At 51.9% G+C, this 21304-nt stretch carries 18 protein-coding genes and 3 tRNA genes; 7 read left to right on the top strand and 14 right to left on the bottom strand.

Going from position 1 to position 21304, the window contains the following annotated elements; translation table 11 throughout:
• Positions 1-22: 22 nt before the first annotated feature.
• Genes amiB through ABD035_RS00835 form a run of 3 tightly spaced genes read right to left on the bottom strand, consistent with a single transcriptional unit; the run spans position 23 to position 3609 of the window.
• Positions 23-1624 (bottom strand): N-acetylmuramoyl-L-alanine amidase AmiB, encoded by a 1602-nt coding sequence (gene amiB, locus ABD035_RS00845; RefSeq protein WP_343866919.1) that lies wholly within the window; start codon positions 1622-1624, stop codon positions 23-25.
• Positions 1621-2097: a tRNA (adenosine(37)-N6)-threonylcarbamoyltransferase complex ATPase subunit type 1 TsaE gene (gene tsaE, locus ABD035_RS00840; RefSeq protein WP_343866917.1), complete on the bottom strand. Its 477-nt coding sequence runs from the start codon at positions 2095-2097 to the stop codon at positions 1621-1623. The genes amiB and tsaE overlap by 4 nt, the downstream gene beginning before the upstream one ends.
• 3 nt (positions 2098-2100) lie before the next feature.
• A complete protein-coding gene (locus tag ABD035_RS00835) occupies positions 2101-3609 on the bottom strand; it encodes an NAD(P)H-hydrate dehydratase (RefSeq protein WP_343866915.1) in 1509 nt (502 codons plus the stop codon).
• 814 nt (positions 3610-4423) lie between these two features.
• On the opposite strand from ABD035_RS00835, the gene ABD035_RS00830 reads away from it, so the two are divergent.
• Entirely contained in the window at positions 4424-5281 is an 858-nt protein-coding gene (locus ABD035_RS00830) for a branched-chain amino acid aminotransferase (RefSeq protein WP_212713208.1), read from the top strand.
• 285 nt (positions 5282-5566) lie between these two features.
• On the opposite strand, the gene ABD035_RS00825 is transcribed toward ABD035_RS00830, so the two are convergent.
• From ABD035_RS00825 to orn, 4 genes are all read right to left on the bottom strand, one after another.
• A tRNA-Gly gene (locus ABD035_RS00825) sits at positions 5567-5642 on the bottom strand.
• Positions 5643-5677: 35 nt separating this feature from the next.
• Positions 5678-5753: transfer RNA gene (locus ABD035_RS00820), tRNA-Gly, on the bottom strand.
• A 34-nt stretch (positions 5754-5787) separates the two neighbouring features.
• Positions 5788-5863 (bottom strand) — tRNA-Gly (locus ABD035_RS00815).
• 149 nt (positions 5864-6012) lie between these two features.
• Positions 6013-6561 (bottom strand): oligoribonuclease, encoded by a 549-nt coding sequence (orn, locus tag ABD035_RS00810; protein ID WP_212714160.1) that lies wholly within the window; start codon positions 6559-6561, stop codon positions 6013-6015.
• 101 nt (positions 6562-6662) lie between these two features.
• Between orn and rsgA the strand changes: the two genes are divergently transcribed.
• The 3 genes from rsgA to mscM all read left to right on the top strand — a co-directional run bounded on the left by rsgA (position 6663) and on the right by mscM (position 12049).
• Positions 6663-7715 carry a small ribosomal subunit biogenesis GTPase RsgA gene (gene rsgA / locus ABD035_RS00805; RefSeq protein ID WP_212714159.1) on the top strand — a complete coding sequence of 351 codons (1053 nt, stop codon included), beginning with the start codon at positions 6663-6665 and terminating at the stop codon, positions 7713-7715.
• A gap of 90 nt (positions 7716-7805) precedes the next feature.
• Entirely contained in the window at positions 7806-8702 is an 897-nt protein-coding gene (asd, locus tag ABD035_RS00800) for an archaetidylserine decarboxylase (RefSeq protein ID WP_212714158.1), read from the top strand.
• Positions 8703-8719: 17 nt separating this feature from the next.
• Positions 8720-12049 carry a miniconductance mechanosensitive channel MscM gene (gene mscM / locus ABD035_RS00795; protein ID WP_343866910.1) on the top strand — a complete coding sequence of 1110 codons (3330 nt, stop codon included), beginning with the start codon at positions 8720-8722 and terminating at the stop codon, positions 12047-12049.
• 46 nt (positions 12050-12095) lie between these two features.
• Here the strand turns inward: mscM and epmA are convergent, their stop codons facing one another.
• From epmA to efp, 3 genes are all read right to left on the bottom strand, one after another.
• On the bottom strand, positions 12096-13073 hold the full coding sequence (epmA, locus tag ABD035_RS00790) for an elongation factor P--(R)-beta-lysine ligase (RefSeq protein ID WP_343866908.1): 978 nt from the start codon (positions 13071-13073) through the stop codon (positions 12096-12098).
• 245 nt (positions 13074-13318) lie between these two features.
• On the bottom strand, positions 13319-13453 hold the full coding sequence (locus ABD035_RS00785) for an entericidin A/B family lipoprotein (protein ID WP_212714155.1): 135 nt from the start codon (positions 13451-13453) through the stop codon (positions 13319-13321).
• A 291-nt stretch (positions 13454-13744) separates the two neighbouring features.
• Positions 13745-14311, bottom strand: a complete 567-nt coding sequence (gene efp / locus ABD035_RS00780) for an elongation factor P (protein WP_212714154.1) — start codon at positions 14309-14311, stop codon at positions 13745-13747.
• Between the two features lie 42 nt (positions 14312-14353).
• On the opposite strand from efp, the gene epmB reads away from it, so the two are divergent.
• Both epmB and ABD035_RS00770 read left to right on the top strand, forming a co-directional pair.
• Positions 14354-15382, top strand: a complete 1029-nt coding sequence (gene epmB, locus ABD035_RS00775; protein ID WP_343866904.1) for an EF-P beta-lysylation protein EpmB — start codon at positions 14354-14356, stop codon at positions 15380-15382.
• A 186-nt stretch (positions 15383-15568) separates the two neighbouring features.
• Positions 15569-15994 carry a DUF1090 domain-containing protein gene (locus ABD035_RS00770; RefSeq protein ID WP_343866902.1) on the top strand — a complete coding sequence of 142 codons (426 nt, stop codon included), beginning with the start codon at positions 15569-15571 and terminating at the stop codon, positions 15992-15994.
• 73 nt (positions 15995-16067) lie between these two features.
• Here the strand turns inward: ABD035_RS00770 and ABD035_RS00765 are convergent, their stop codons facing one another.
• The 4 genes from ABD035_RS00765 to ABD035_RS00750 all read right to left on the bottom strand — a co-directional run bounded on the left by ABD035_RS00765 (position 16068) and on the right by ABD035_RS00750 (position 19445).
• Positions 16068-16421: a DUF4156 domain-containing protein gene (locus ABD035_RS00765; RefSeq protein WP_212714151.1), complete on the bottom strand. Its 354-nt coding sequence runs from the start codon at positions 16419-16421 to the stop codon at positions 16068-16070.
• A gap of 274 nt (positions 16422-16695) precedes the next feature.
• On the bottom strand, positions 16696-18342 hold the full coding sequence (gene groL, locus ABD035_RS00760; RefSeq protein WP_212714150.1) for a chaperonin GroEL: 1647 nt from the start codon (positions 18340-18342) through the stop codon (positions 16696-16698).
• 48 nt (positions 18343-18390) lie between these two features.
• Positions 18391-18684 carry a co-chaperone GroES gene (locus ABD035_RS00755; protein ID WP_025901066.1) on the bottom strand — a complete coding sequence of 98 codons (294 nt, stop codon included), beginning with the start codon at positions 18682-18684 and terminating at the stop codon, positions 18391-18393.
• A gap of 296 nt (positions 18685-18980) precedes the next feature.
• The gene (locus ABD035_RS00750) at positions 18981-19445 is read right to left on the bottom strand and encodes an FxsA family protein (RefSeq protein WP_343866897.1); all 465 of its coding nucleotides are present in this window, start codon (positions 19443-19445) and stop codon (positions 18981-18983) included.
• A 371-nt stretch (positions 19446-19816) separates the two neighbouring features.
• Between ABD035_RS00750 and aspA the strand changes: the two genes are divergently transcribed.
• Positions 19817-21250: an aspartate ammonia-lyase gene (gene aspA, locus ABD035_RS00745; RefSeq protein ID WP_212714148.1), complete on the top strand. Its 1434-nt coding sequence runs from the start codon at positions 19817-19819 to the stop codon at positions 21248-21250.
• Positions 21251-21304 lie beyond the last annotated feature (54 nt).

The raw sequence follows: 21304 nt of genomic DNA, 5'->3' as shown, positions 1-21304 counted from the left end.
GAAGTGCTCTTCTGTCAGCGGATCATGGCGGAGAGATGGTCAGTGTCTGGCCCAGCATGACATTTTCAGAACGCATATGGTTTTGCTGCATTATACGCGTTGAGCTCACACCATACTTAGCGGAAATACTGCTGAGTGTATCTCCTCTGACCACTTTATGCCGGACAGTGGCAGAAGGTTTAGCGGAGATCACATTTTGCGGGCTCGCCGCGGTCGCAGGGATTTTCAGACGCTGTCCTGTCATGACAGTTTCTTTCTTCAGGCGGTTAAGGTCAATCAGTGAACGGATTGTGACCCCATAACTCCGTGCAATCCCCGTCAGTGTTTCGCCGGATCGCACCACATGAACCGTTGATGTGGCAGAGATTGCCGGTGTAGCGGGTTGCGCTTTATTTTCCCGCCGTGGCACATTTTGCTGCGGATGCGCTTTAAAGTAATTGCGCAGGCCGCGGTAAATCGCTTTGGCAATTTTATCCTGATACGCCCCGTTACCCAGTAAACGTTCTTCTTTTCGGTTACTGATAAATCCGGTTTCCACCAGTAAGGACGGGATATCCGGAGAACGTAATACTCCGAGACTGGCGTGTTCAGGCAGACGCTTGTGCATCGTCGTCACCCCCCGCAGTTGCTGGATGACTTTAACCGCAACGTCGTACCCTACCCGCTGTGAATGGCCAAATTGCAGGTCCAGCACGGCCTGACTGAAATACGGGTCAGCCTGATTATTTGCCAGCAGATCACCCGCACCGCCCAGTAATTCAGACTGTTTTTCTCTCTGTTCAAGCCAGCCAGCCATTTCTGAGTTTGCCCGCTTGTTAGAAAGCACCCAGACTGAGGCCCCGGTGGCAGAATGGCTCGGTGCAGAATCCGCATGGATGGAGAGCAGCAGGTTGGCTTTTTCTTTACGGGCAACCTCTGAACGTCCCATCACGGAGACATAGTAATCGCCGGTCCGGGTCATCAACGCTTTAAACATCGGATCGGCGTTCAGTAGCGTTTGCAGCTTACGGGCGATAGAGATAGTGACATTTTTCTCTTTCAGACCGTTCTGACCGATAGCGCCGGGATCCTGGCCGCCATGTCCCGCATCGATAGCGACAATCACCTGCTCGTTATTACGGACTTTACCGCCGGGATAGGTCGTCGTGTTGGTATTGGTCGCCGTGGCGCCGTTCTGCCCTTTGAAAGGATCACTGGCCGGCGTCGCTTTAGCGGCCGAAGTGACGGCGTTTCTTCCGCGCAGAGAAAAAATTACCTGGTAATCATTTCCCTGCACATTCATCCGTGTGGTGGTTTTCGCCGCCTGAGTCAGCTCAAAGACCAGCCGGAAACTGTGCGTGTTGACCGGTTTACTGGTGCGAATACGCTTTACGATATTCTCACCACTAAAATTCAGCGGCAGGCCTTTAATCACACCCGACTGATTGATATCCATGACAACCCGTTCGGGTTTGTGGAGAGAGAACCATGAGTAGGCAGGTTTACCGTTAAAATGCAGTGTCACCGTGGCCAGTGAACCGCCATTATCGACACTGATGTTGGATAACGATGCTGCAGCACTCAGCCCCGGCAACAGGAGGATGAGTAATAAGAGTCCATGCCGATACAACTGCCCTAAGGTCATACTCCATCCCTGTCTGAGCCTGACTGCGCGACAATGTTTTCCCCATACGGGGTATGGGCCACGATCTCTGCCTGCCGGCAATCGGCCACGTAACTCAGGGTAATCGTCAGATCCGGTTCAGGTAAAAAGCCTTTTCCCTGCTGAGGCCATTCAACCAGACAGATCGCCTCCGCGCCGAAATAATCACGGATCCCCATGAATTCCAGCTCTTCAGGATCCGCCAGACGATACAGATCAAAATGGTAAACAGTGCGCTGCCCCAGGGTGTAAGGCTCTACCAGGGTGTAGGTCGGGCTTTTCACATTTCCCTGATGCCCGAGGGCCTGAATAAACCCGCGACTGAAGGTCGTTTTGCCGGCCCCCAGATCACCGTACAGATAGATGACCGTGGCCCGGTGACTGGCCTGTGCAAGAGATGCGCCTAAAGCCAGAGTGGCCGATTCATCAGGTAAAGCGATAACAGAGGTTTTCATTCTTTATTTTACGTTCATATCCGGATTAACAAATCGCCTAAGCGGAAGAAATAAATCACTGGCTAACATACCACGCATGCCGAATTCGCTGGCAACCGCATCGGCTGCGGCGCCGTGGGCAATCACACCGGCACAGGCCGCATCATAAAGAGAGAGTTTCTGCCCGGCAAGTGCCGCAATCACACCACTCAGCACGTCACCCATGCCCCCGGTCGCCATGCCGGGATTTCCCACATCGGCTATTGTCATACCGTCACCGGAAGCCGCAATCACTGTGCCCGCCCCTTTCAGTACGGCCACACCCCCATAACGCCGTGTCAGCTCGCGCGCCGCCTGTAGCCGGTCATGTTCGACGGCACTGACCGTCACCCCGAGTAATCGTGCGGCCTCGCCCGGATGAGGGGTAAGAATTCGATTCTGACGTGTATCGGGATCGATTGCCAGAAGGTTGAGGGCATCGGCATCCCAAAGTGTGTCTTTTTTACTTTTTTTTACCTGATTCAGGATCTCACGGGCACGGGCGCTCTGCCCCAGTCCCGGACCAATCACCACTATATCGGCCCATTCGAGTGATTCCTTTAATTTCTCGTCTGAAGCTTCTGCCACCATCAGCTCAGGACGAGCACTCAGAATGGCAGACACATTTTTAGCGTGAGTCAGCACCCTGGCCAGGCCCGCTCCGCTGCGTAAGGCGGCCTCTGCAGCCAGACGTATCGCCCCCCCGGTCCCTTCGGCGCCGCCGATCAATACTAACCGGCCATTATTGCCTTTATGAGCGGTCCCCTGCCGGGGCTGCAGCCATCGCGAAAGATCACCGGCTGTCCTGCGCCAGGCTGGCGGTGTAGCCTGTTCCCGCGCGGGTAACGGTCCGGTGAGATCCAGCATGACCTTACCGCAATAGTCGCGGGCTTTCCCGGTCAGCAGTCCGGCTTTCAGCGCGATAAAGCTGAGCGTCACGGTGGCTTTGATAGCCGCTCCCGGGACTGCCCCGCTATCCGCCATCACACCGGAAGGGATATCCAGAGCCAGGATCGGTACCTGACGCTGTTGGGTTTTTTCGATAAGTGACAGATAAGGATCTTCAGGCGCGCGATTCAGCCCGATCCCCAGCAAGGCGTCAACGATCAGATCTTCTTTGCCGATCCACTCCCCCTCAGCAGGCTGGCATTCACCGCCACAGGCCAGCCACTGCTCTCTGGCTTGCGCGGCTTCCGCTGGAGGATCCTTTTGATCACAGGCCATCACACTCACGGTATAGCCTGCCATGCTTGCCAGGGTCGCCAGTATATAGCCATCCCCGCCATTATTTCCGGATCCGCATAAGATGCGTAAATGCCGTGCTTCGGGCCAGGTCTGCCGCAGACACGTAAACGCCGCCATACCTGCCTGCTGCATCAGTTGCCAGCAGGTAATGCCACGACTTTCACACAGCGCGCGTTCCAGTTCAGGGAAGGTTTTCACCGGCCAGACAGACGATGATGATGAAGAAAGATCCTGATCATACTCAGACATTGACGACCTCTTAATCGCGGGAAAGAGAGGGCGACAGAATAACATAGCGGGAAAAAATAGGGAGTGAGCCCCTGACCGGCACCTGTCTGCCACACAAATGCCGGGCTAAATCATTTTACCGGGTTTCTTTTTGCAGAGAATTTCTGTCTGTGGATAAAAATAAAAATATCTTTTTTATTCAAGGCATACAGAAAGAACATGACTAAAGTCACATTGCAGAAAAAATAAAACATTATTATTTAAATCAGTTGCTTGCTAACTATCGTGAATGATCACTGTGCGCAAAAAAGCGGGGGTAAAAAAAAGATAAAACTGTGGATAACTCTGTTTACAGACTACAGTAGTGAAGCCCGTTAATGACACGCCAGGATGAATCCTTTGTAAAAATAAAGGCTTCCTGTAATGCGCCGCGAAATAGCATGCCATCGGCGCGGTATTTCGGGGAGGCGTATTATGCAGAGAACACACAGTGATAGCAACCATCAAATCCACTAACAAATACCGACCGTTGGTTATTTGTACAAACCCTGCAAACTCTGACCCGACCATGAAAACCGCCCGTCCCTGAGAGATCATAAATATCAATAAGCTAAATGGATCCTTTACAGAAATCAGGATCCTTTACCGATCGTCCGGCAGGTGTTAAAAAAAAGTGACGCCGCTGGCGGGGTGAAGTTATTCAGCTATATCTGATTTCTTGCTAAGCTGAGCTTAACTGTTAGTACTGGCGTCTGGCATTCCAAAAGACAGTTCACAAAAACATTAATTATATCGGCCACCTGGTAACAGGGCATTATGGGTATTGAGGAAAACAATGAATAACCAAGAAATTATCTGGTTCAAAGGCGAATGGAGCACAACAGATAAACCTGCGATTGGGATTACCGATCATGCATTATGGATGGCCTCTACCGTGTTTGACGGCGCACGCTCTGTGAAAGGCCATCTTCCTGACCTGGAAGCCCACTGTCAGCGCGCTATTCGTTCTGCGCTTTCTATGGGAATGGAACCTAAAATTACCGCTGACGAAATCATTCGTTTAGTCCACCAGGGACTGGCACAGCTTCCTCACGATACCGATTACTATATTAAAGTCCTGTTCTTCTCTCCTGGCGGGTTCCTGCTGCCGGATCCTGAAAGTACCACTTTCGCTTTGCATATTTTTGAAACGGCCCTGCCGGATGATAACGGATTCAGCGCCACATTCAGTCCGTTCCGTCGTCCGGATGCCACCATGGCCCCGACAGAAGCCAAAGCCTCCTGTCTGTATCCGAACACACAACGCATTATCCGTGAAGCCAGCCAGCGTGACTTTTACACCGCGGTGGTGCTGGACGGTGAAGGTAATGTGGCAGAATTTGCGGCTGCTAACCTGTGGATCGTCAAAAACGGGATCGCTTATACCCCGGTGCCTAACGGGACTTTCCTGAACGGGATCACCCGTCAGCGGGTCATTGCCCTGTTACGTGAAGACGGTATTACGGTAGAGGAAGTGACGTTAACCCCGGAAGATGTCCTGAATGCGGACGAAATCTTCAGTACCGGCAACCATGGTAAGGTTCTGCACTGTAACCGTATCGAAGACAGAGCGTTGACCCGTGGCCCTGTCAGTGCCCGTGCCCGCGAGTTATATCAGGCCTTTACCGAAGCCTCAGAGAAAGTTCAGGGCTGAAGACACTGCAGATAAGGTCCGACAAACGTTGGCCTTGCCTGTTTTGCGGTGATATCGATCAGCGTACCTGGTGCGCTGATTTTTTTATCCGCTATTGCAGGCATAGCAAATCAGCAAATCAGCAAATCAGCAAATCAGCAAATCAGCAAATCAGCAAATCAGCAAATCAGCAAATCAGCAAATCAGCAAATCAGCAAATCAGCAAATCAGCAAATCAGCAAATCAGCAAATCAGCAAAGGATAAAAAAGCGAAGTGTAAAACGGAAGAAAATACCGGAGAAAATCTGGAGCGGGAAACGAGACTCGAACTCGCGACCCCGACCTTGGCAAGGTCGTGCTCTACCAACTGAGCTATTCCCGCATATAGGAGGTACAACTGCAACTACTTATATTCTCTGGAGCGGGAAACGAGACTCGAACTCGCGACCCCGACCTTGGCAAGGTCGTGCTCTACCAACTGAGCTATTCCCGCATCGGAGGATACTACTGCAACTACTTTTTGAATCTGGAGCGGGAAACGAGACTCGAACTCGCGACCCCGACCTTGGCAAGGTCGTGCTCTACCAACTGAGCTATTCCCGCGCCGGCAACGACATAAATTCTTCATCGTTACGGGGTGCGAATTATACGAGAATAATTCCGCTACGCAAGCCCCGTTACCAATATTTTTGCAGCTTTTCGTCTGACTGACGATTAAAGCATCATCTTGTTGTCAGATTAGACAATTTTACTTAAAGGCTGAGGAAATTTTCCCGGTAGTAGCGTAATTCGGCTACTGACTCACGAATATCATCCAGTGCCTGGTGCGTTCCTGCTTTACGGAAACCTGGCAGAATTTCCGGTTTCCAGCGACGGGCCAGCTCTTTTAATGTACTCACATCCAGAGCCCGGTAATGGAACCATGCTTCCAGCTCAGGCATATACTTGTAGAGGAAACGGCGGTCCTGACCGATACTGTTCCCGCAGATCGGTGAGGCATTGGCGGGGACCCATTGTTTTAAGAACTCCAGCGTGGCAAGTTCTGCTGCACGGTCGTCGTACTGGCTCTGTTTAACCCGGTCCACCAGGCCGCTGCCGGTATGGGTACGAACATTCCAGTCATCCATCAGAGACAGTTGTTCGGCGGACTGGTGAACCGCAATCACTGGCCCTTCGGCAAGAATATTCAGGTCCGCATCGGTCACCAGCGTTGCGATTTCTATGATCCGATCCCTTTCCGGGTCCAGGCCAGTCATTTCGAGGTCAATCCAAATCAGATTGTTTTCACTTGCAGTTGCCATACACTCTCTCACCGTTGCTAAAATCGTCTATTGATGACTAATAATGGTATCATAGACGTTTTGTCCCGCCGGGCGAAGTCTGGCAAATCATGAGAGGAAGTGTGAGCAAAAATAAACTGTCAAAAGGTCAGCAGCGTCGTGTTAATGCTAACCATCAGCGACGCCTGAAAACACGACCGGAAAAAGCAGAGCCTGATGACAGCCTCTTTGGCGAGCCGGAAGAAGGTATTGTGATCAGCCGCTTTGGTATGCATGCCGATGTGGAAGACAGCACGGGGAATATTTTGCGGTGTAATATCCGCCGGACGATCCGTTCGCTGGTAACCGGTGACCGTGTGGTCTGGCGCGCCCCGCAGAGTGGCGCCGGGAAAGGCATTGTCGAAGCCGTTCACGAAAGAACATCGATGCTGACCCGCCCCGATTATTACGACGGTCTGAAGCCGATTGCCGCTAACATTAATCAGATTGTCATTGTGTCCGCAATTTTACCGGAGTTGTCGCTGAATATTATCGACCGCTATCTGGTGGCCTGCGAAACACTGGGAATAGCGCCACTGCTGGTGCTGAATAAGACCGATCTGCTGGATGATGCTGCGCGGGCCTTTGTGGACGAACAAATGGATATCTACCGCAGGATCGGCTATCCGGTATTAATGGTATCAAGCCACGAACGTCAGGGGCTGGCCCCTCTGGAGCAGGCACTGACTGACAGGATCAGTATTTTTGCCGGCCAGTCAGGGGTGGGTAAATCCAGCCTGCTTAACCGGCTGTTAGGGCTGGATGCGGCCAGTGAAGAGGAAATTCTGACCAATGATGTGTCAGATAACTCCGGTCTGGGCCAGCACACCACCACCGCCGCCCGGTTGTATCACTTCCCGCATGGCGGAGATGTGATCGACTCCCCGGGGGTCAGGGAGTTTGGTCTCTGGCATCTGGAACCGGAACAAATTACCCGCGGATTTGTCGAATTTGCGGACTATCTTGGTCACTGTAAATTCCGCGACTGCAAACATGATAACGATCCGGGGTGTGCAATACGTCAGGCCGTAGAAGATGGCAGGATTGACGAAGTACGTTTCGAAAGTTACCACCGTATTCTGGAAAGCATGGCACAGGTCAAAGTCCGGAAAAACTTTTCTGTCAGTGAGGACTAACTGACATACTGGCGGGATCGCCAATTTACCAGGGTCGCCTGAGTTGCGCCCGTTTTTTATCTCTATCTCGTGATAATGCCAGGAGGCAACATGCTCGAAAAATTCAAACTTGGCATCAATGCAGTTTTACCGAAAAAAGCGTTAACAGAACTGGCGGGCTGGGCTGCCAGCCGTCGCGGGGGCTGGCTGACCCGCTCGGTGATAGATCTGTTTGTCTGGTACTACAAAGTGGATATGTCTGAAGCGGTGAAGAAAGAAACATCGGCCTACCCGACTTTTAACGACTTCTTCGTTCGTCCGTTAAAAGAGGGTGCCCGCCCGATAGATAATGATCCTAATCTGCTGATTCAGCCCGCAGACGGGGCCGTGAGTCAGGCCGGACGTATCGAAGAAAATCAGATCTTTCAGGCCAAAGGTCACCAGTACACCCTGGAGGCGTTACTCGCCGGGGATGAGCGCCGTGCCGCAGATTTTTACAACGGACAGTTTGTAACCACTTACCTGGCTCCGCGTGATTATCACCGTGTGCATATGCCGTGTAATGGTATCCTGCGCGAAATGGTCTACGTGCCGGGAGACCTGTACTCAGTGAATCCGCTGACTGCGCGTAATATCCCCAACCTGTTTGCCCGTAACGAACGCGTAATCTGCTACTTTGATACCGATTTCGGACCGATGGTCCAGATACTGGTCGGAGCGACCATTGTCGGCAGTATCGAAACGGTCTGGGCCGGCACCATTACGCCACCTCGCGAAGGGGTGATCAAGCGCTGGCACTACCCTGCCGCTGAGACGGATGGTGCAGTGGTACTGCTGAAAGGTGACGAAATGGGCCGCTTCAAACTCGGTTCCACGGTCATAAACCTGTTTGCAAAAAATAAAGTCATGCTGAGTGAGTCTCTGGAAGCTGAAGCAAAAACCCGTCTGGGTCAGCCTCTGGCCAGTATCTTCTCTGACACTCCGTCAGTCAGTCCTGTCACTGAGTAAGCCCGGAGAACGATGACGTGCGCGTGATTGTGGCTTTACTGCTGAGCCTCGGGCTCAGCTTCTCACTGTATGCGGCCACGCCTCCGGATGCCGCACAGATAAAACAGGCGCTGGAAACGGCTAAGAGCAGTAAAGCCAGCCCGGCGCAGGCAGAACTGGTTCAGACGTTACAGACTGCCCTGGATTTTATCGATCAGCGTAACGCATCGATCGAACAGGCACGTCAGTATCAGTCTGTTATCGATAATTTCCCGAAATTATCCCGGGAATTACAGCAGCAAATTGTGTCGGTGGCGGATACCCCGAAAACGGTCAATCCGTCACTGAGCAGCAATGAGCTGGAGCAGGAGATTTTACGGGTCAGCAGTCAGTTACTGGAAGAAGGCCGTCAGGCCCAGCAGGAACAGGACAGGGTCCGTGAAATCAGTGATTCCATCACGCAATTACCCCAGCAGCAAACCGAGGCCAGACGGGCACTGACTGACAGCGATCGCCGTCTGCAAAGTCTTTCCGCCTCCGCCACCGCCCGTGGACAGGCCAGTGCCTGGGCACGGGAAACCGGCAACGCCGCCAGCAAGGCCCGCGTCAATGAACTGGAACTGGCTCAGCTGTCCGCGAGCAACCGCCAGGAACTGGCGCGCTTACGGGCTGAGTTACACCAGAAGACCATGACTCAGCTGGACAATTATCTGCAGGCACTGAGAAACCAGCTCAACACCCTGCGTCAGCAGGAAGCGCAACAGGCTCTGGAGCGTACCGAGCAACTGGCTGAAAACAGTGGCGAACTCCCGCCCGGTATCAGTGAACAGTTCCGTATCAACCGCGATCTTTCCAACGATTTGAATCAGCAGGCTCAGCGGATGGATCTGGTGGCTTCCCAGCAACGGCTTGCCGCCGGACAGACCTTGCAGGTCAGACAGGCGCTCAGCACACTGCGTGAGCAATCCCAATGGCTTGGTGAATCTAATCTGCTGGGAGAAGCACTACGTGCTCAGGTTGCCCGCCTGCCGGAAGTGCCGAAACAGCAGCAGATTGACAGTGAAATGGGTGAACTGCGGGTGCAGCGACTGCATTATGAAGATCTGCTGAGCAGACAAGGCAGTTTGCACTCACTGACTCAGGAGGATGGCACTCCCCTGACCGCCAGTCAGATACGTATTCTGGATGCCCAGCTACGTACTCAGCGTGAATTACTCGGTTCGCTGATCTCCGGCTGTGATTCGCTGATTCTGGAGATCACCAAACTTAAAGTGGCCAATACCCAGTTGCAGGATGCGCTGGATGACGTAAAAGATGCCACCCACCGCTATCTGTTCTGGACGGCGGATGTTGGCCCAATCACCTTCCATTACCCGCTCCAGGTCGTCCAGGATCTGTCACGCCTGATTTCTCTGGATACCTTCGGACAGCTGGGTAAAGCCAGTATTATGATGTTTACCAGCAGAGAGACGATTATCCCGATCCTGGGGGCATTCTTCCTGGTCGTCATCAGTATCAGCTCACGCCGTCACTACCAGGCTTTCCTCGAGCGTTCGGCCGGCAAGGTCGGCAAAGTGACCCTGGATAAGTTCAGCCTTACCGTGCGCACCGTCTTCTGGTCGATTCTGGTGGCCCTTCCTCTGCCGGTGTTATGGGCGGCCCTCGGCTATGGGTTGCAGAATGCCTGGCCCTATCCTATCGCCGTGGCGATTGGCGACGGAGTCACCGCGACCCTGCCGGTATTATGGGCATTTATGATCAGTGCCGCCTTTGCCAGACCGCATGGGCTGTTTATTACGCACTTCCGCTGGCCGCAGGCCAGTGTCGCCAAAGCGATGCGCTACTACTCCCTGACGGTGGGAGTCATTGTGCCGCTTATTATGGTATTGATTACCTTTGATAACCTTGAAGACCGACAGTTTTCTGCGTCGCTGGGCAGACTGTGCTTCATTCTTATCTGTATCTCTCTGACCGTCGTGACAAACGCCCTGAAACGGGCCGGCCTGCCGTTATATTTCGATCGTCAGGGCAACAGTAACAACATGACCAATACCATTCTCTGGGATGTGATGATGGCAATCCCTCTGATTGCTGCGCTTGCGTCCTGTATCGGCTATCTGGCGACGGCGCAGGCCCTGCTGGCACGCCTGGAGAGCTCGCTGGCCATCTGGTTTGTGCTGTTAGTGATTTATCATATTATACGTCGCTGGATGCTTATCCAGCGGCGCAGAATTGAGTTTGACCGCGCACGTCAGAAACGCGCAGATATGCTTGCCAGCCGGGCCCGTAGCGGTGAAGAGGAAAAAGAACATAGCGGCTTCAGTACCGAGTCTTATGAAGTTGAAGAGCCCGTCATCGACCTCGATACCATCAGTGCCCAGTCTCTGCGGCTGGTGCGCTCCTTACTGACGCTGGTTGCTTTGGTATCACTGATCTTACTGTGGTCAGAGCTGCATTCTGCCTTCGCATTTCTGGAAAATATTCCGTTATGGGATGCCTCCTCGACGAGCGGGGAAAATATCCAGCCGGTAACTCTCGGCGCGGTGCTGATCGCTATTCTGGTACTGATTATCACCCTGCAACTGGTCAGAAATATGCCTGCCCTGCTGGAACTGGCCTTATTACAGCATCTGAGTCTGGCGCCAGGCACAGGATATGCGATAACCACCTTAACCAAATATATCCTGATGATTATCGGGGTGATGACGGCCTTCTCAATGCTGGGCATTGACTGGGCTAAGCTGCAATGGCTGGTCGCCGCACTGGGCGTCGGATTGGGCTTCGGGTTACAGGAGATCTTCGCAAACTTTATTTCCGGCCTGATCATTCTGTTCGAAAAACCGATACGTATCGGGGATACGGTGACTATTCGTGAGCTGACCGGTACGATTTCAAAAATCAATACCCGCGCCACCACCATTACAGACTGGGACCGTAAAGAAATTATTGTGCCAAATAAGGCGTTTATCACCGAGCAGTTTGTTAACTGGTCACTTTCTGATGCTGTCACCCGTGTCGTACTGACCATCCCGGCCCCGGCACATATCAACAGTGAACTGGTCACCGGGGTCCTGAAGCAAGCGGCAGATCGCTGCAGCTACGTGCTGAAAACCCCGCTGCCTGAAGCTTTCCTGGTGGATCTGCAGCAAGGTATTCAGCTCTTCGAATTACGGATTTACGCCGCAGAAATGGGCCATCGGATGCCGCTACGTCATGAGCTCCATCAGCTGATACTGAAAGGCTTCAAAGATAATAATATCGAAATGCCTTTCCCGCCTTTCCAGGTCCGTATGGAGAAAGTCAGCACGCCATTACCGGGCGCGCAGGGTACGCCGCAGGCGAAAGTTTATAAGTCCGGAGGGCTGTAAGAAAGGTGGCTCTGTGCGGCCCTGTACCGCACAGGGCCGGGCAGGATCAGCAGCGTTCGACAGGGAAAGCAATCACATCACTCAGAGAGTCGGCTTTTAACGCCAGCATAATCAGACGATCGATGCCTAACGCGACCCCGGAGCAATCAGGCAGACCATGCTCCAGTGCTGCCAGCAGTAACTGATCGATAGGCTGTTCAGGTAATCCTTTTTCTGCACGACGACGATTATCCTGTTCAAAGCGCTGACGCTGCTCTCTGGCATCGGTCAGTTCACGGAAGCCATTCGCGAGCTCAATTCCGCGGTAGTAAACCTCAAAGCGCTCCGCAACCCGATGATCTTCGGTGCTGATTTCTGCCAGCGAAGCCTGAGACGCTGGGAAGTGATAGACAAAAGCAGGTCTATCCTGACCAATTTTAGGCTCCACACCCAGCATAAACAGCAGTTGCAGCAAAGTGTCGCGATCATCCTCGGACGCGGCTAAATCTCCCACGCCCAGTGTCGCGGCCGCGGCAACCAGTGCCTCTTTTTCTGCGGTCAGGGGGTCGATATTCAGGCAACGTAAAAATGCCTGCTGATAAGATAATGTCTCCGCTTCACCACATTCCAGGATCTGTTGCAGCAGATCATCAACTTCGTTGATTAACCGGTACATATCATAATGCGGCCGGTACCATTCCAGCATGGTGAACTCAGGATTATGGTGTCGTCCTGCTTCTTCATTACGGAAACTGCGATTCATCTGGTAAATCGGACCGCTACCGGCAGCGAGCAGGCGTTTCATATGATACTCAGGGCTGGTCATTAACCATAAATCCAGCCCCTGAGACGCGCCCGGCCCGACAAACCGTGTTTTGAACGGCACAAGATGGATATCGGTGACGGTTGCCTGGCTCATCGCAGGAGTATCTACTTCAAGGACACCACGATCTGCAAAAAAACGCCGGATATCTGCCACTATCGCCGCACGTTTCAGTAGATTGGCAATCGGTGCACTCGGCTGCCAGTGTGTGGTTTCGTTCATTGTCGTACTCCCGGGATGACAAAAGTGGTGCAGTCTACATGCAACATCACCGACAAACAATGACGTCATGCAGGGACAATACTGTCCTTGAGGCAGAGGATAATTTTTGTTGTCCGTGTCGGTTACTCTGTCCGGCAGAAAAAGATGCGAAGTTTCAACGGGGAAGCAGGCATGGCGGGCCAGGAGAATACAGGACAGGGAGACGGCCAACAGACTCATCCCCCTGAATAAAGGCGAGTGGCAGGTTACTGTGCTGTACGCTGTATGGCCTTCCCTCCAGCCTCAACATCTTCACCGACACCGCGGGTGGTATTACAGGCTGTCAGAACGGTAGAAAGCACAATTATCGGGATAAGAGCTAACACGCTTTTATATCGCATAGGGAGGTCCTCATCAAAGTCACGGCACCAGGGAGACAACACTGTAAGCATAGTCGTTTTTTTGATAGTGCAGCAGGCCGGACAGTGAAGAAGCTCACATAATTAACTGATTAGCTTGCCACGCGGGAGAGGACATGGCCGGGGTGCGAAATATCGTCGCCAAAACCACGACAGGCATTACATCCGCCAGGAAGTGACGTGACCGCGCACAGGATAAAGACAGGGAGCAGACGGTTTTGCACCATCACACTCTTTGAGGGCACCCCCCGGGAAGGAGGTGCCTGATATCACTTACTTCACGCGTGAAACGTATTCACCGGAACGGGTATCAACTTTGATGACTTCGCCAATCTGAACGAACAACGGAACTTTAACCACAGCGCCAGTGCTCAGAGTTGCTGGTTTACCACCGGTACCGGCGGTATCACCTTTCAGACCCGGGTCAGTTTCGGTGATTTCAGCTTCAATGAAGTTTGGAGGAGTGATCGCAATCGGGTTACCGTTCCATAAAGTGACGATACATTCCGCCTGGTCCTGCAGCCATTTCGCAGTATCACCGACCGCCTTCTCGTCAGCCGCCAGCTGTTCAAAGGTGTTGTTATTCATGAAATGCCAGAACTCACCGTCGTTGTACAGGTAAGTCAGAGTCACATCAACAACATCCGCACCTTCAGCAGAGTCGGTAGACTTGAAGGTCTTCTCGATCAGCTTGCCGGTCAGCAGGCGACGCATCTTAACGCGTGCGAATGCCTGCCCTTTTCCTGGTTTTACGAACTCACTGGCTTCAATGGCGTAAGGCTCGCCATCAATCATAATTTTAAGACCGTTACGAAAATCGTTGCTAGAATATGTTGCCATGAAGGCCCTCGACAAATATGGATACTGGACAAAGCCAAAAAAATGGCAAACATTGTAACCCTAAATACCCCCTCCAGAGAAGATTGGTTGCAACAACTTACGGAAGTTGTCACCGAACCTGATGAATTACTGAAGCTTTTAGATCTGGAGCATCTGCCGGCATTACAGGCCGGAGCCGGCGCACGCCGGTTATTTGCCCTGCGCGTCCCGCGGGCATTTATCCGTAAAATGGAAAAAGGCAATCCACAGGACCCGCTGCTGCTACAGGTGATCACCCAACAGGAAGAGTTTATTTCCACGCCAGGCTACAGTACCGACCCGCTGGAAGAACAGCAAAGTGCTGTGCCGGGGTTGCTACATAAGTACCGTAACCGTGCGTTATTACTGGTAAAAGGAGGCTGTGCGGTGAACTGTCGCTATTGCTTCCGCCGGCATTTCCCTTACCAGGATAATCAGGGAAATAAGCGGAACTGGCAGGCCGCCCTCGACTATATTCGCCAGCATCCCGAACTGGATGAAATTATCTTTTCCGGCGGGGACCCGTTGATGGCAAAAGACCATGAACTGGACTGGCTGATCAGTGAGCTTGAGGCTATCCCTCATATTCTCCGGTTGCGTATCCATAGCCGGTTACCGGTCGTGATCCCGGACAGGATCACCCCGGGATTATGTCAGCGGTTATCCCTGACGCGGTTACAGGTCATTATGGTAACTCACATCAACCACGCCAATGAGATTGACGCGGACTTAACGGAAGCGATGGCCAGGCTGAAACGTGCCGGGGTTCTGCTGCTCAATCAGGGGGTGCTGCTGAAAGGGATTAATGATAACGCAGCCACCCTTGCCGCCCTTAGTAATGCACTGTTTAACGCAGGGATCCTGCCCTATTATTTGCATGTGCTGGATAAAGTGCAGGGAGCGGCTCATTTCTACGTGTCTGATGAGGAAGCCCGAAAAATTATGCGCGAGCTGCTGGCGATGATCTCCGGCTATCTGGTACCGAAACTGGCCCGCGAAATTGGCGGTGAGCCCAGTAAGACCCCCCTCGATTTACAGCTCCGGCAGGACTGAGATAATCACTCGCTGATCAGGTTCAGCATGACTGGCAGTGAAAGGATTCAGGATACTGCCCGGCACGCCACATGGGGAGTGCGTGTACTGCGTGTTTCAGCAGTCCAGCCCCCCGGAGGCGTACCGGGCATTCAGGGTAGCTTTCTATGAGTCATCCGGGCACAGCCCGATCTACAAGGAGCTTTTATGAAAAGAGTCATGACCGTACTGAGCCTGTCAGTTCTCTCATTACTGACAATGAATGCGTTAGCCGCTGAAACCTGTAACGACAAACGCGTTGCCATTGAAAAAGAGATAGGATACGCGCGCCAGCACAATAATCCCGGCAAACTGGCGGGATTAGAAAAGGCATTAGATCAGGTGAATCGCCATTGCTCTCCGGAATCGGTTCGCCAGGATATCCATGCACAGATCGAAAAGCTGCAGAAAAAGCAGTCTGAAAAGCAGGATGATCTCAAACAGGCAGAACAGAAATTACAGCAGGCGGTCAGCCGGGGTAATAAAGATAAGATCATGAAATATCAGGATAAAGTGGCTGAGAAAAAACAGGATCTCCGCACCCTTAACCGCCAGCTGGACCAAAGCCGTACTGACTTATCGGCACTGAAATAAGCCTTCTCCCGCAGGCAGAGCCTGATAGCTCTGCCTGATCCTTTGGCTTCTGTCCGGAGACCTCAGGAAGGGATTAAGGGCATTTGTAGATCTGACCCGACATTTTCGTCGCCAGAGGGACAAAATTAGAGATCACTGAAAGGCCCGGTGTGCTGGCACCATAGATCACGTTACCGCCCATTGCCGCCGCTCTGTTACGGAGATCGTTCGCGGCACCCCGCATAGAACTCCCTCCTTCCGTTCCCTGATTCGATAACCAGTTACTTTGTTCACCGGTTAAGGTGCCCAGGAACTGACACTGCGCGGCAGGTTGTTCATCAACAAACCGCACATCCTGGCCGCCTGATGTCAATTGATTACCGGCAGTACTGCATCCCGTCAGTATTGCAGCCGCAAAAAAGAGTGCCGCAGAGATTTGTAAACGCATTATTCTTCCTCATTATTATTCATCATGCCAGTCACCGCTCGGGTGGCAACCATCTGTCCGAAGAGAGTGAAATATAATCTGCAAAGACATATTACACCATAGCATCGGCTAAATTAAAAAACCTGGCGGCAGATGCGCTCTGCCGGAAGTGTACCCATCCCCGGGATTTCTCTTCGTATTTACTGTCTGCAGACTAAAAAAAAACCCGGCTCCTTAGAGCCGGGTCTGCAGACTACGAGCGAACGGCAGAGGTTAATCCTGCCGTCCGGGGGAATTACATCATTCCGCCCATTCCGCCCATGCCACCCATACCGCCGGCAGCACCTAAGTCAGCTTTTTCTTCTTTTGGCAGGTCAGTCACCATACATTCGGTGGTGATCATCAGACCAGCAACAGATGCAGCGAACTGCAGCGCTGAACGGGTGACTTTGGTTGGGTCCAGGATACCGAAGTCGATCATGTTGCCGTATTCTTCAGTCGCAGCGTTGTAACCAAAGTTACCTTCACCGTGTTTCACTTTATCAGCGATAACTGATGGCTCTTCACCGGCGTTGGCGACGATCTGACGCAGAGGAGCTTCCATCGCACGCAGTGCAACACGGATACCTACGTTCTGGTCTTCGTTCTGCCCGGTCAGGTCAGCGATCTGTGCAGCTACACGTACCAGAGCCACACCACCACCAGCAACAACGCCTTCTTCTACAGCAGCACGGGTCGCGTGCAGCGCATCTTCAACGCGTGCTTTTTTCTCTTTCATTTCAACTTCAGTCGCGGCTCCGACTTTCAGTACGGCAACACCGCCTGCCAGTTTAGCCACACGTTCCTGAAGTTTTTCTTTATCGTAGTCAGAAGTGGCTTCTTCGATCTGCTGACGGATCTGGGAAACACGACCGCCGATAGCGGTTTCTTCGCCTACACCATCGATAATGGTGGTGGTATCTTTATTGATAACAACACGCTTAGCCTGACCCATGTCTTCCAGGACAGCTTTTTCCAGTTCCATACCGATTTCTTCGGAGATAACAGTACCTCCGGTCAGGATAGCGATATCCTGCAGCATGGCTTTACGACGGTCACCAAAACCAGGGGCTTTAACCGCAGCCACTTTCACGATACCACGCATGGTGTTAACCACCAGCGTTGCCAGTGCTTCACCTTCGACATCTTCAGCGATGATCAGCAGAGGCTTACCGGCTTTAGCAACGGCTTCCAGTACCGGCAGCAGTTCACGGATGTTAGAGATTTTCTTATCAGCTAACAGGATGAACGGGCTTTCCAGTTCAACGGCACCGGTTTCCGGCTTGTTGATGAAGTAAGGAGACAGGTAACCACGGTCGAACTGCATACCTTCAACCACGTCCAGTTCGTCCTGCAGACCGGTACCTTCTTCAACGGTGATAACGCCTTCTTTACCCACTTTTTCCATCGCCTGTGCGATCAGGGTACCGACGCTTTCATCAGAGTTCGCAGAGATAGTCCCTACCTGAGCAACCGCTTTAGAATCTGAACAAGGCACAGACAGCGCTTTCAGTTTTTCGACTGCAGAGATAACTGCTTTATCGATACCGCGCTTCAGGTCCATCGGGTTCATACCCGCGGCAACAGCTTTCAGACCTTCATTAACGATAGCCTGAGCCAGAACGGTCGCAGTGGTTGTGCCATCACCGGCAGCATCGTTTGCTTTAGAGGCAACTTCTTTTACCATCTGCGCACCCATGTTTTCGAACTTATCTTCCAGTTCGATTTCGCGGGCAACAGAAACACCGTCTTTAGTGATAGTCGGTGCACCAAAAGATTTATCCAGGACCACGTTACGGCCTTTCGGGCCCAGGGTAACTTTTACTGCATCTGCCAGTACGTTAACACCGCGCAGCATTTTTACGCGCGCGTCATTACCAAATTTTACGTCTTTAGCTGCCATTTGAGATTTCCCTTAAATTTATTTAAGTTAGTGGAATGGGTTGCCCGGTTACTCAGTAACAACGGCCAGGATATCGTTTTCTGAAATGATCAGGACTTCCTGATTATCAATCTTCTCAGTTTTAGCGCCGTAGCCTTCGTTAAAAATGACAACATCACCCACTTTCACATCCAAAGGTTTCACTTCACCGCTTTCAAGGATGCGGCCATTGCCTACGGCCAGAACTTCACCACGCGTAGATTTACCCGCAGCAGAACCGGTCAGAACGATGCCGCCAGCAGATTTAGCTTCTACTTCTTTACGCTTGACGATAACGCGATCATGCAATGGACGAATAGTCATTTGATAGCTCTCCTTCGAAATGCTCAGTCACAGGTTGTTTAGGGTTGAATACCGGCCCGGGGGCATCGGCTTCGTGCATTCAGAGATAAGGCCTTAAAGAAGGGCTTTCAAGTGGTAAAAAAAAATATTTTTTATTTTGTCGGCAGTCGCCACATTCCGGGTGTACAGCAGCAGGATATCCGGATTTTCAGCCAGTTACATAAAACAAAACACTGAGCAGAGGGCGGAAAACGAAAGAAGATGTAAGGGGTGGATACGGGGGCTATGCAGACACACAGCCCCCTGCTTTCCGGGACTTAACGGGGGTGAGAGGATGAATCGTCTTTATGTTCGATAACGTCGTACTCTTTACGTTCAAATTCCCCTTCCACGGTAAAGCCATTCGGTTCAGCAGTTCCGCCACGTCTGACCTTCAGGTAAGGCATTAGCTTCAGGGTCAGATGCTTTTGTACCGGAGGCAATAACAGCAGCAGACCGAGGAAGTCAGTAAAAAAGCCAGGCAGAACTAACAGGATACCGGCAATCAGCAACGAAACACTTTTCGTCATTTCAGCCGCCGGATTTTCCTGCCGCAACATTTTTTCCTGTAATAATCTGAAATTCTTCATCCCCTGATGCTTCACCAGCGAAATACCGATAGCGGAAGTAAAAATCACCAGTACCATGGTCATTAACACGCCCACCACGTGAGCGACCTGAATAAATAATGAAATTTCAATCCAGGCGAGTAAGAAAAAAGCAATAAACGGTAACCAGCGCACGGCGGTCTCCTGTCAGTTGGCCTCCTGCTCCCGGGCAGGACGACGAAAATAGATAACATCACAAAGATGGAATAATGAAGATGGGTATAATAAAAAGTGATTTCAACCAGCAGGCAGAAATTCGTTATAACTAACCCCTGATTCTGCCGGAACGTCATTAACGTTAAAGTTTGCGTATAATGCAGAACATTTTTTTGCCACCATGTAAAAAATAAGTGACCTGTGTTGCTTATTTATAACATAAACCGGATATGATCGTGCAGCACGGATCATATACGGATAAAATTCCGGGACCAGGCACTCTTAACACACACGATCACGTCACCTGTGTTCATTGCCTCCGGCAAGACAGTCACTCTAAGAAGGTTACCATGGTTAACAACATTCGTATCGAAGAAGACCTGCTCGGCATGCGTGAAGTTCCTGCGGATGCTTATTACGGAATTCATACGCTACGGGCGATAGAAAATTTTTATATCAGCAGCAGTAAAATCAGTGACATCCCCGAGTTTGTTCGCGGAATGGTGATGGTGAAAAAAGCCGCGGCCCTGGCCAACAAAGAGCTGCAAACCATTCCACGCCACATTGCCGACCACATTATCCAGGCCTGTGATGAGGTCCTGAATAACGGAACCTGTATGGATCAGTTCCCTGTCGATGTCTATCAGGGAGGGGCCGGGACCTCGGTGAATATGAATACGAATGAGGTACTGGCGAATATCGGCCTTGAGCTGATGGGGCATAATAAAGGGGAATATCAGTATCTTAACCCTAATGACCACGTCAATATGTGTCAGTCAACCAACGATGCCTATCCGACCGGATTTCGTATTGCCGTCTACAACTCTGTGCTGAAACTGGTCGATGCCATTAACGCACTGGCTGACGGCTTTCAACGTAAAGCGATTGAATTTAAAAGTATCCTGAAAATGGGGCGCACGCAGCTTCAGGATGCCGTTCCGATGACCCTCGGTCAGGAATTTAATGCCTTCAGTATTCTGCTGAAAGAAGAAACCCGCAGCATTCTGCGTACCGCTGAACTGCTGCTTGAGGTTAACCTCGGGGCGACCGCTATCGGGACCCGGCTGAATACCCCGGACGGCTATCAGCCGCTGGCAGTAAAGTATCTGGCCCAGGTCAGTCGCCTGCCGGTCGTTGCCGCTGAAGATCTGATTGAAGCGACCTCCGACTGTGGCGCTTACGTGATGGTACATTCTTCCCTTAAGCGGCTGGCGGTTAAGATGTCGAAGATCTGTAATGATCTGCGTCTGCTCTCTTCCGGCCCCCGCGCGGGATTAAACGAAATTAACCTGCCCCAGCTTCAGGCCGGTTCTTCCATTATGCCCGCCAAGGTCAACCCGGTAGTCCCTGAAGTCGTCAACCAGGTCTGTTTTAAAGTCATTGGTAATGATATTACCGTCACGATGGCGGCAGAAGCCGGGCAATTGCAGCTCAACGTGATGGAACCGGTGATTGGACAGGCACTGTTTGAATCGGTCTCTATCCTCAGTAATGCCTGCTTTAATCTGCTGGAAAAATGTGTCGGCGGGATCACCGCAAACCAGCAAATTTGTGAATCCTATGTCTTTAACTCTATCGGGATCGTGACCTACCTGAACCCGTATATCGGCCACCATAATGGCGATATCGTCGGTAAAATCTGTGCTGAAACGGGTAAAAGTGTCCGGGAAGTCGTTCTGGAACGGGGACTGCTCAGCGAAGCCCAGCTGGATGATATTTTCTCGGTTGAAAACCTGATGCATCCGGTTTACAAAGCAAAACGCTATACCGAAGATAGCGAGTAATACTATCAGGGCCTGCACAGGCCCTGTCTTTTCCCTGCCCGTGCCATTCTGTGG

This window comes from Tatumella terrea, assembly GCF_039523755.1.
GTDB classification, from domain to species: Bacteria; Pseudomonadota; Gammaproteobacteria; order Enterobacterales; family Enterobacteriaceae; genus Tatumella; species Tatumella terrea.
The sequence above is the reverse complement of the archived record's forward strand: the minus strand, read 5'-3'. Positions and strand labels throughout refer to the sequence as shown.

Coding starts and splice junctions, on each gene's coding strand:
- asd (WP_212714158.1), top strand. CDS start 7,806: ATGCTCGAAAAATTCAAACTTGGCATCAATGCAGTTTTACCGAAAAAA.
- efp (WP_212714154.1), bottom strand. CDS start 14,311: ATGGCAACATATTCTAGCAACGATTTTCGTAACGGTCTTAAAATTATG.
- ABD035_RS00765 (WP_212714151.1), bottom strand. CDS start 16,421: ATGCGTTTACAAATCTCTGCGGCACTCTTTTTTGCGGCTGCAATACTG.
- ABD035_RS00785 (WP_212714155.1), bottom strand. CDS start 13,453: ATGCGATATAAAAGCGTGTTAGCTCTTATCCCGATAATTGTGCTTTCT.
- ABD035_RS00770 (WP_343866902.1), top strand. CDS start 15,569: ATGAAAAGAGTCATGACCGTACTGAGCCTGTCAGTTCTCTCATTACTG.
- aspA (WP_212714148.1), top strand. CDS start 19,817: ATGGTTAACAACATTCGTATCGAAGAAGACCTGCTCGGCATGCGTGAA.
- amiB (WP_343866919.1), bottom strand. CDS start 1,624: ATGACCTTAGGGCAGTTGTATCGGCATGGACTCTTATTACTCATCCTC.
- tsaE (WP_343866917.1), bottom strand. CDS start 2,097: ATGAAAACCTCTGTTATCGCTTTACCTGATGAATCGGCCACTCTGGCT.
- epmB (WP_343866904.1), top strand. CDS start 14,354: ATGGCAAACATTGTAACCCTAAATACCCCCTCCAGAGAAGATTGGTTG.
- epmA (WP_343866908.1), bottom strand. CDS start 13,073: ATGAACGAAACCACACACTGGCAGCCGAGTGCACCGATTGCCAATCTA.
- ABD035_RS00755 (WP_025901066.1), bottom strand. CDS start 18,684: ATGACTATTCGTCCATTGCATGATCGCGTTATCGTCAAGCGTAAAGAA.
- groL (WP_212714150.1), bottom strand. CDS start 18,342: ATGGCAGCTAAAGACGTAAAATTTGGTAATGACGCGCGCGTAAAAATG.
- ABD035_RS00830 (WP_212713208.1), top strand. CDS start 4,424: ATGAATAACCAAGAAATTATCTGGTTCAAAGGCGAATGGAGCACAACA.
- orn (WP_212714160.1), bottom strand. CDS start 6,561: ATGGCAACTGCAAGTGAAAACAATCTGATTTGGATTGACCTCGAAATG.
- ABD035_RS00835 (WP_343866915.1), bottom strand. CDS start 3,609: ATGTCTGAGTATGATCAGGATCTTTCTTCATCATCATCGTCTGTCTGG.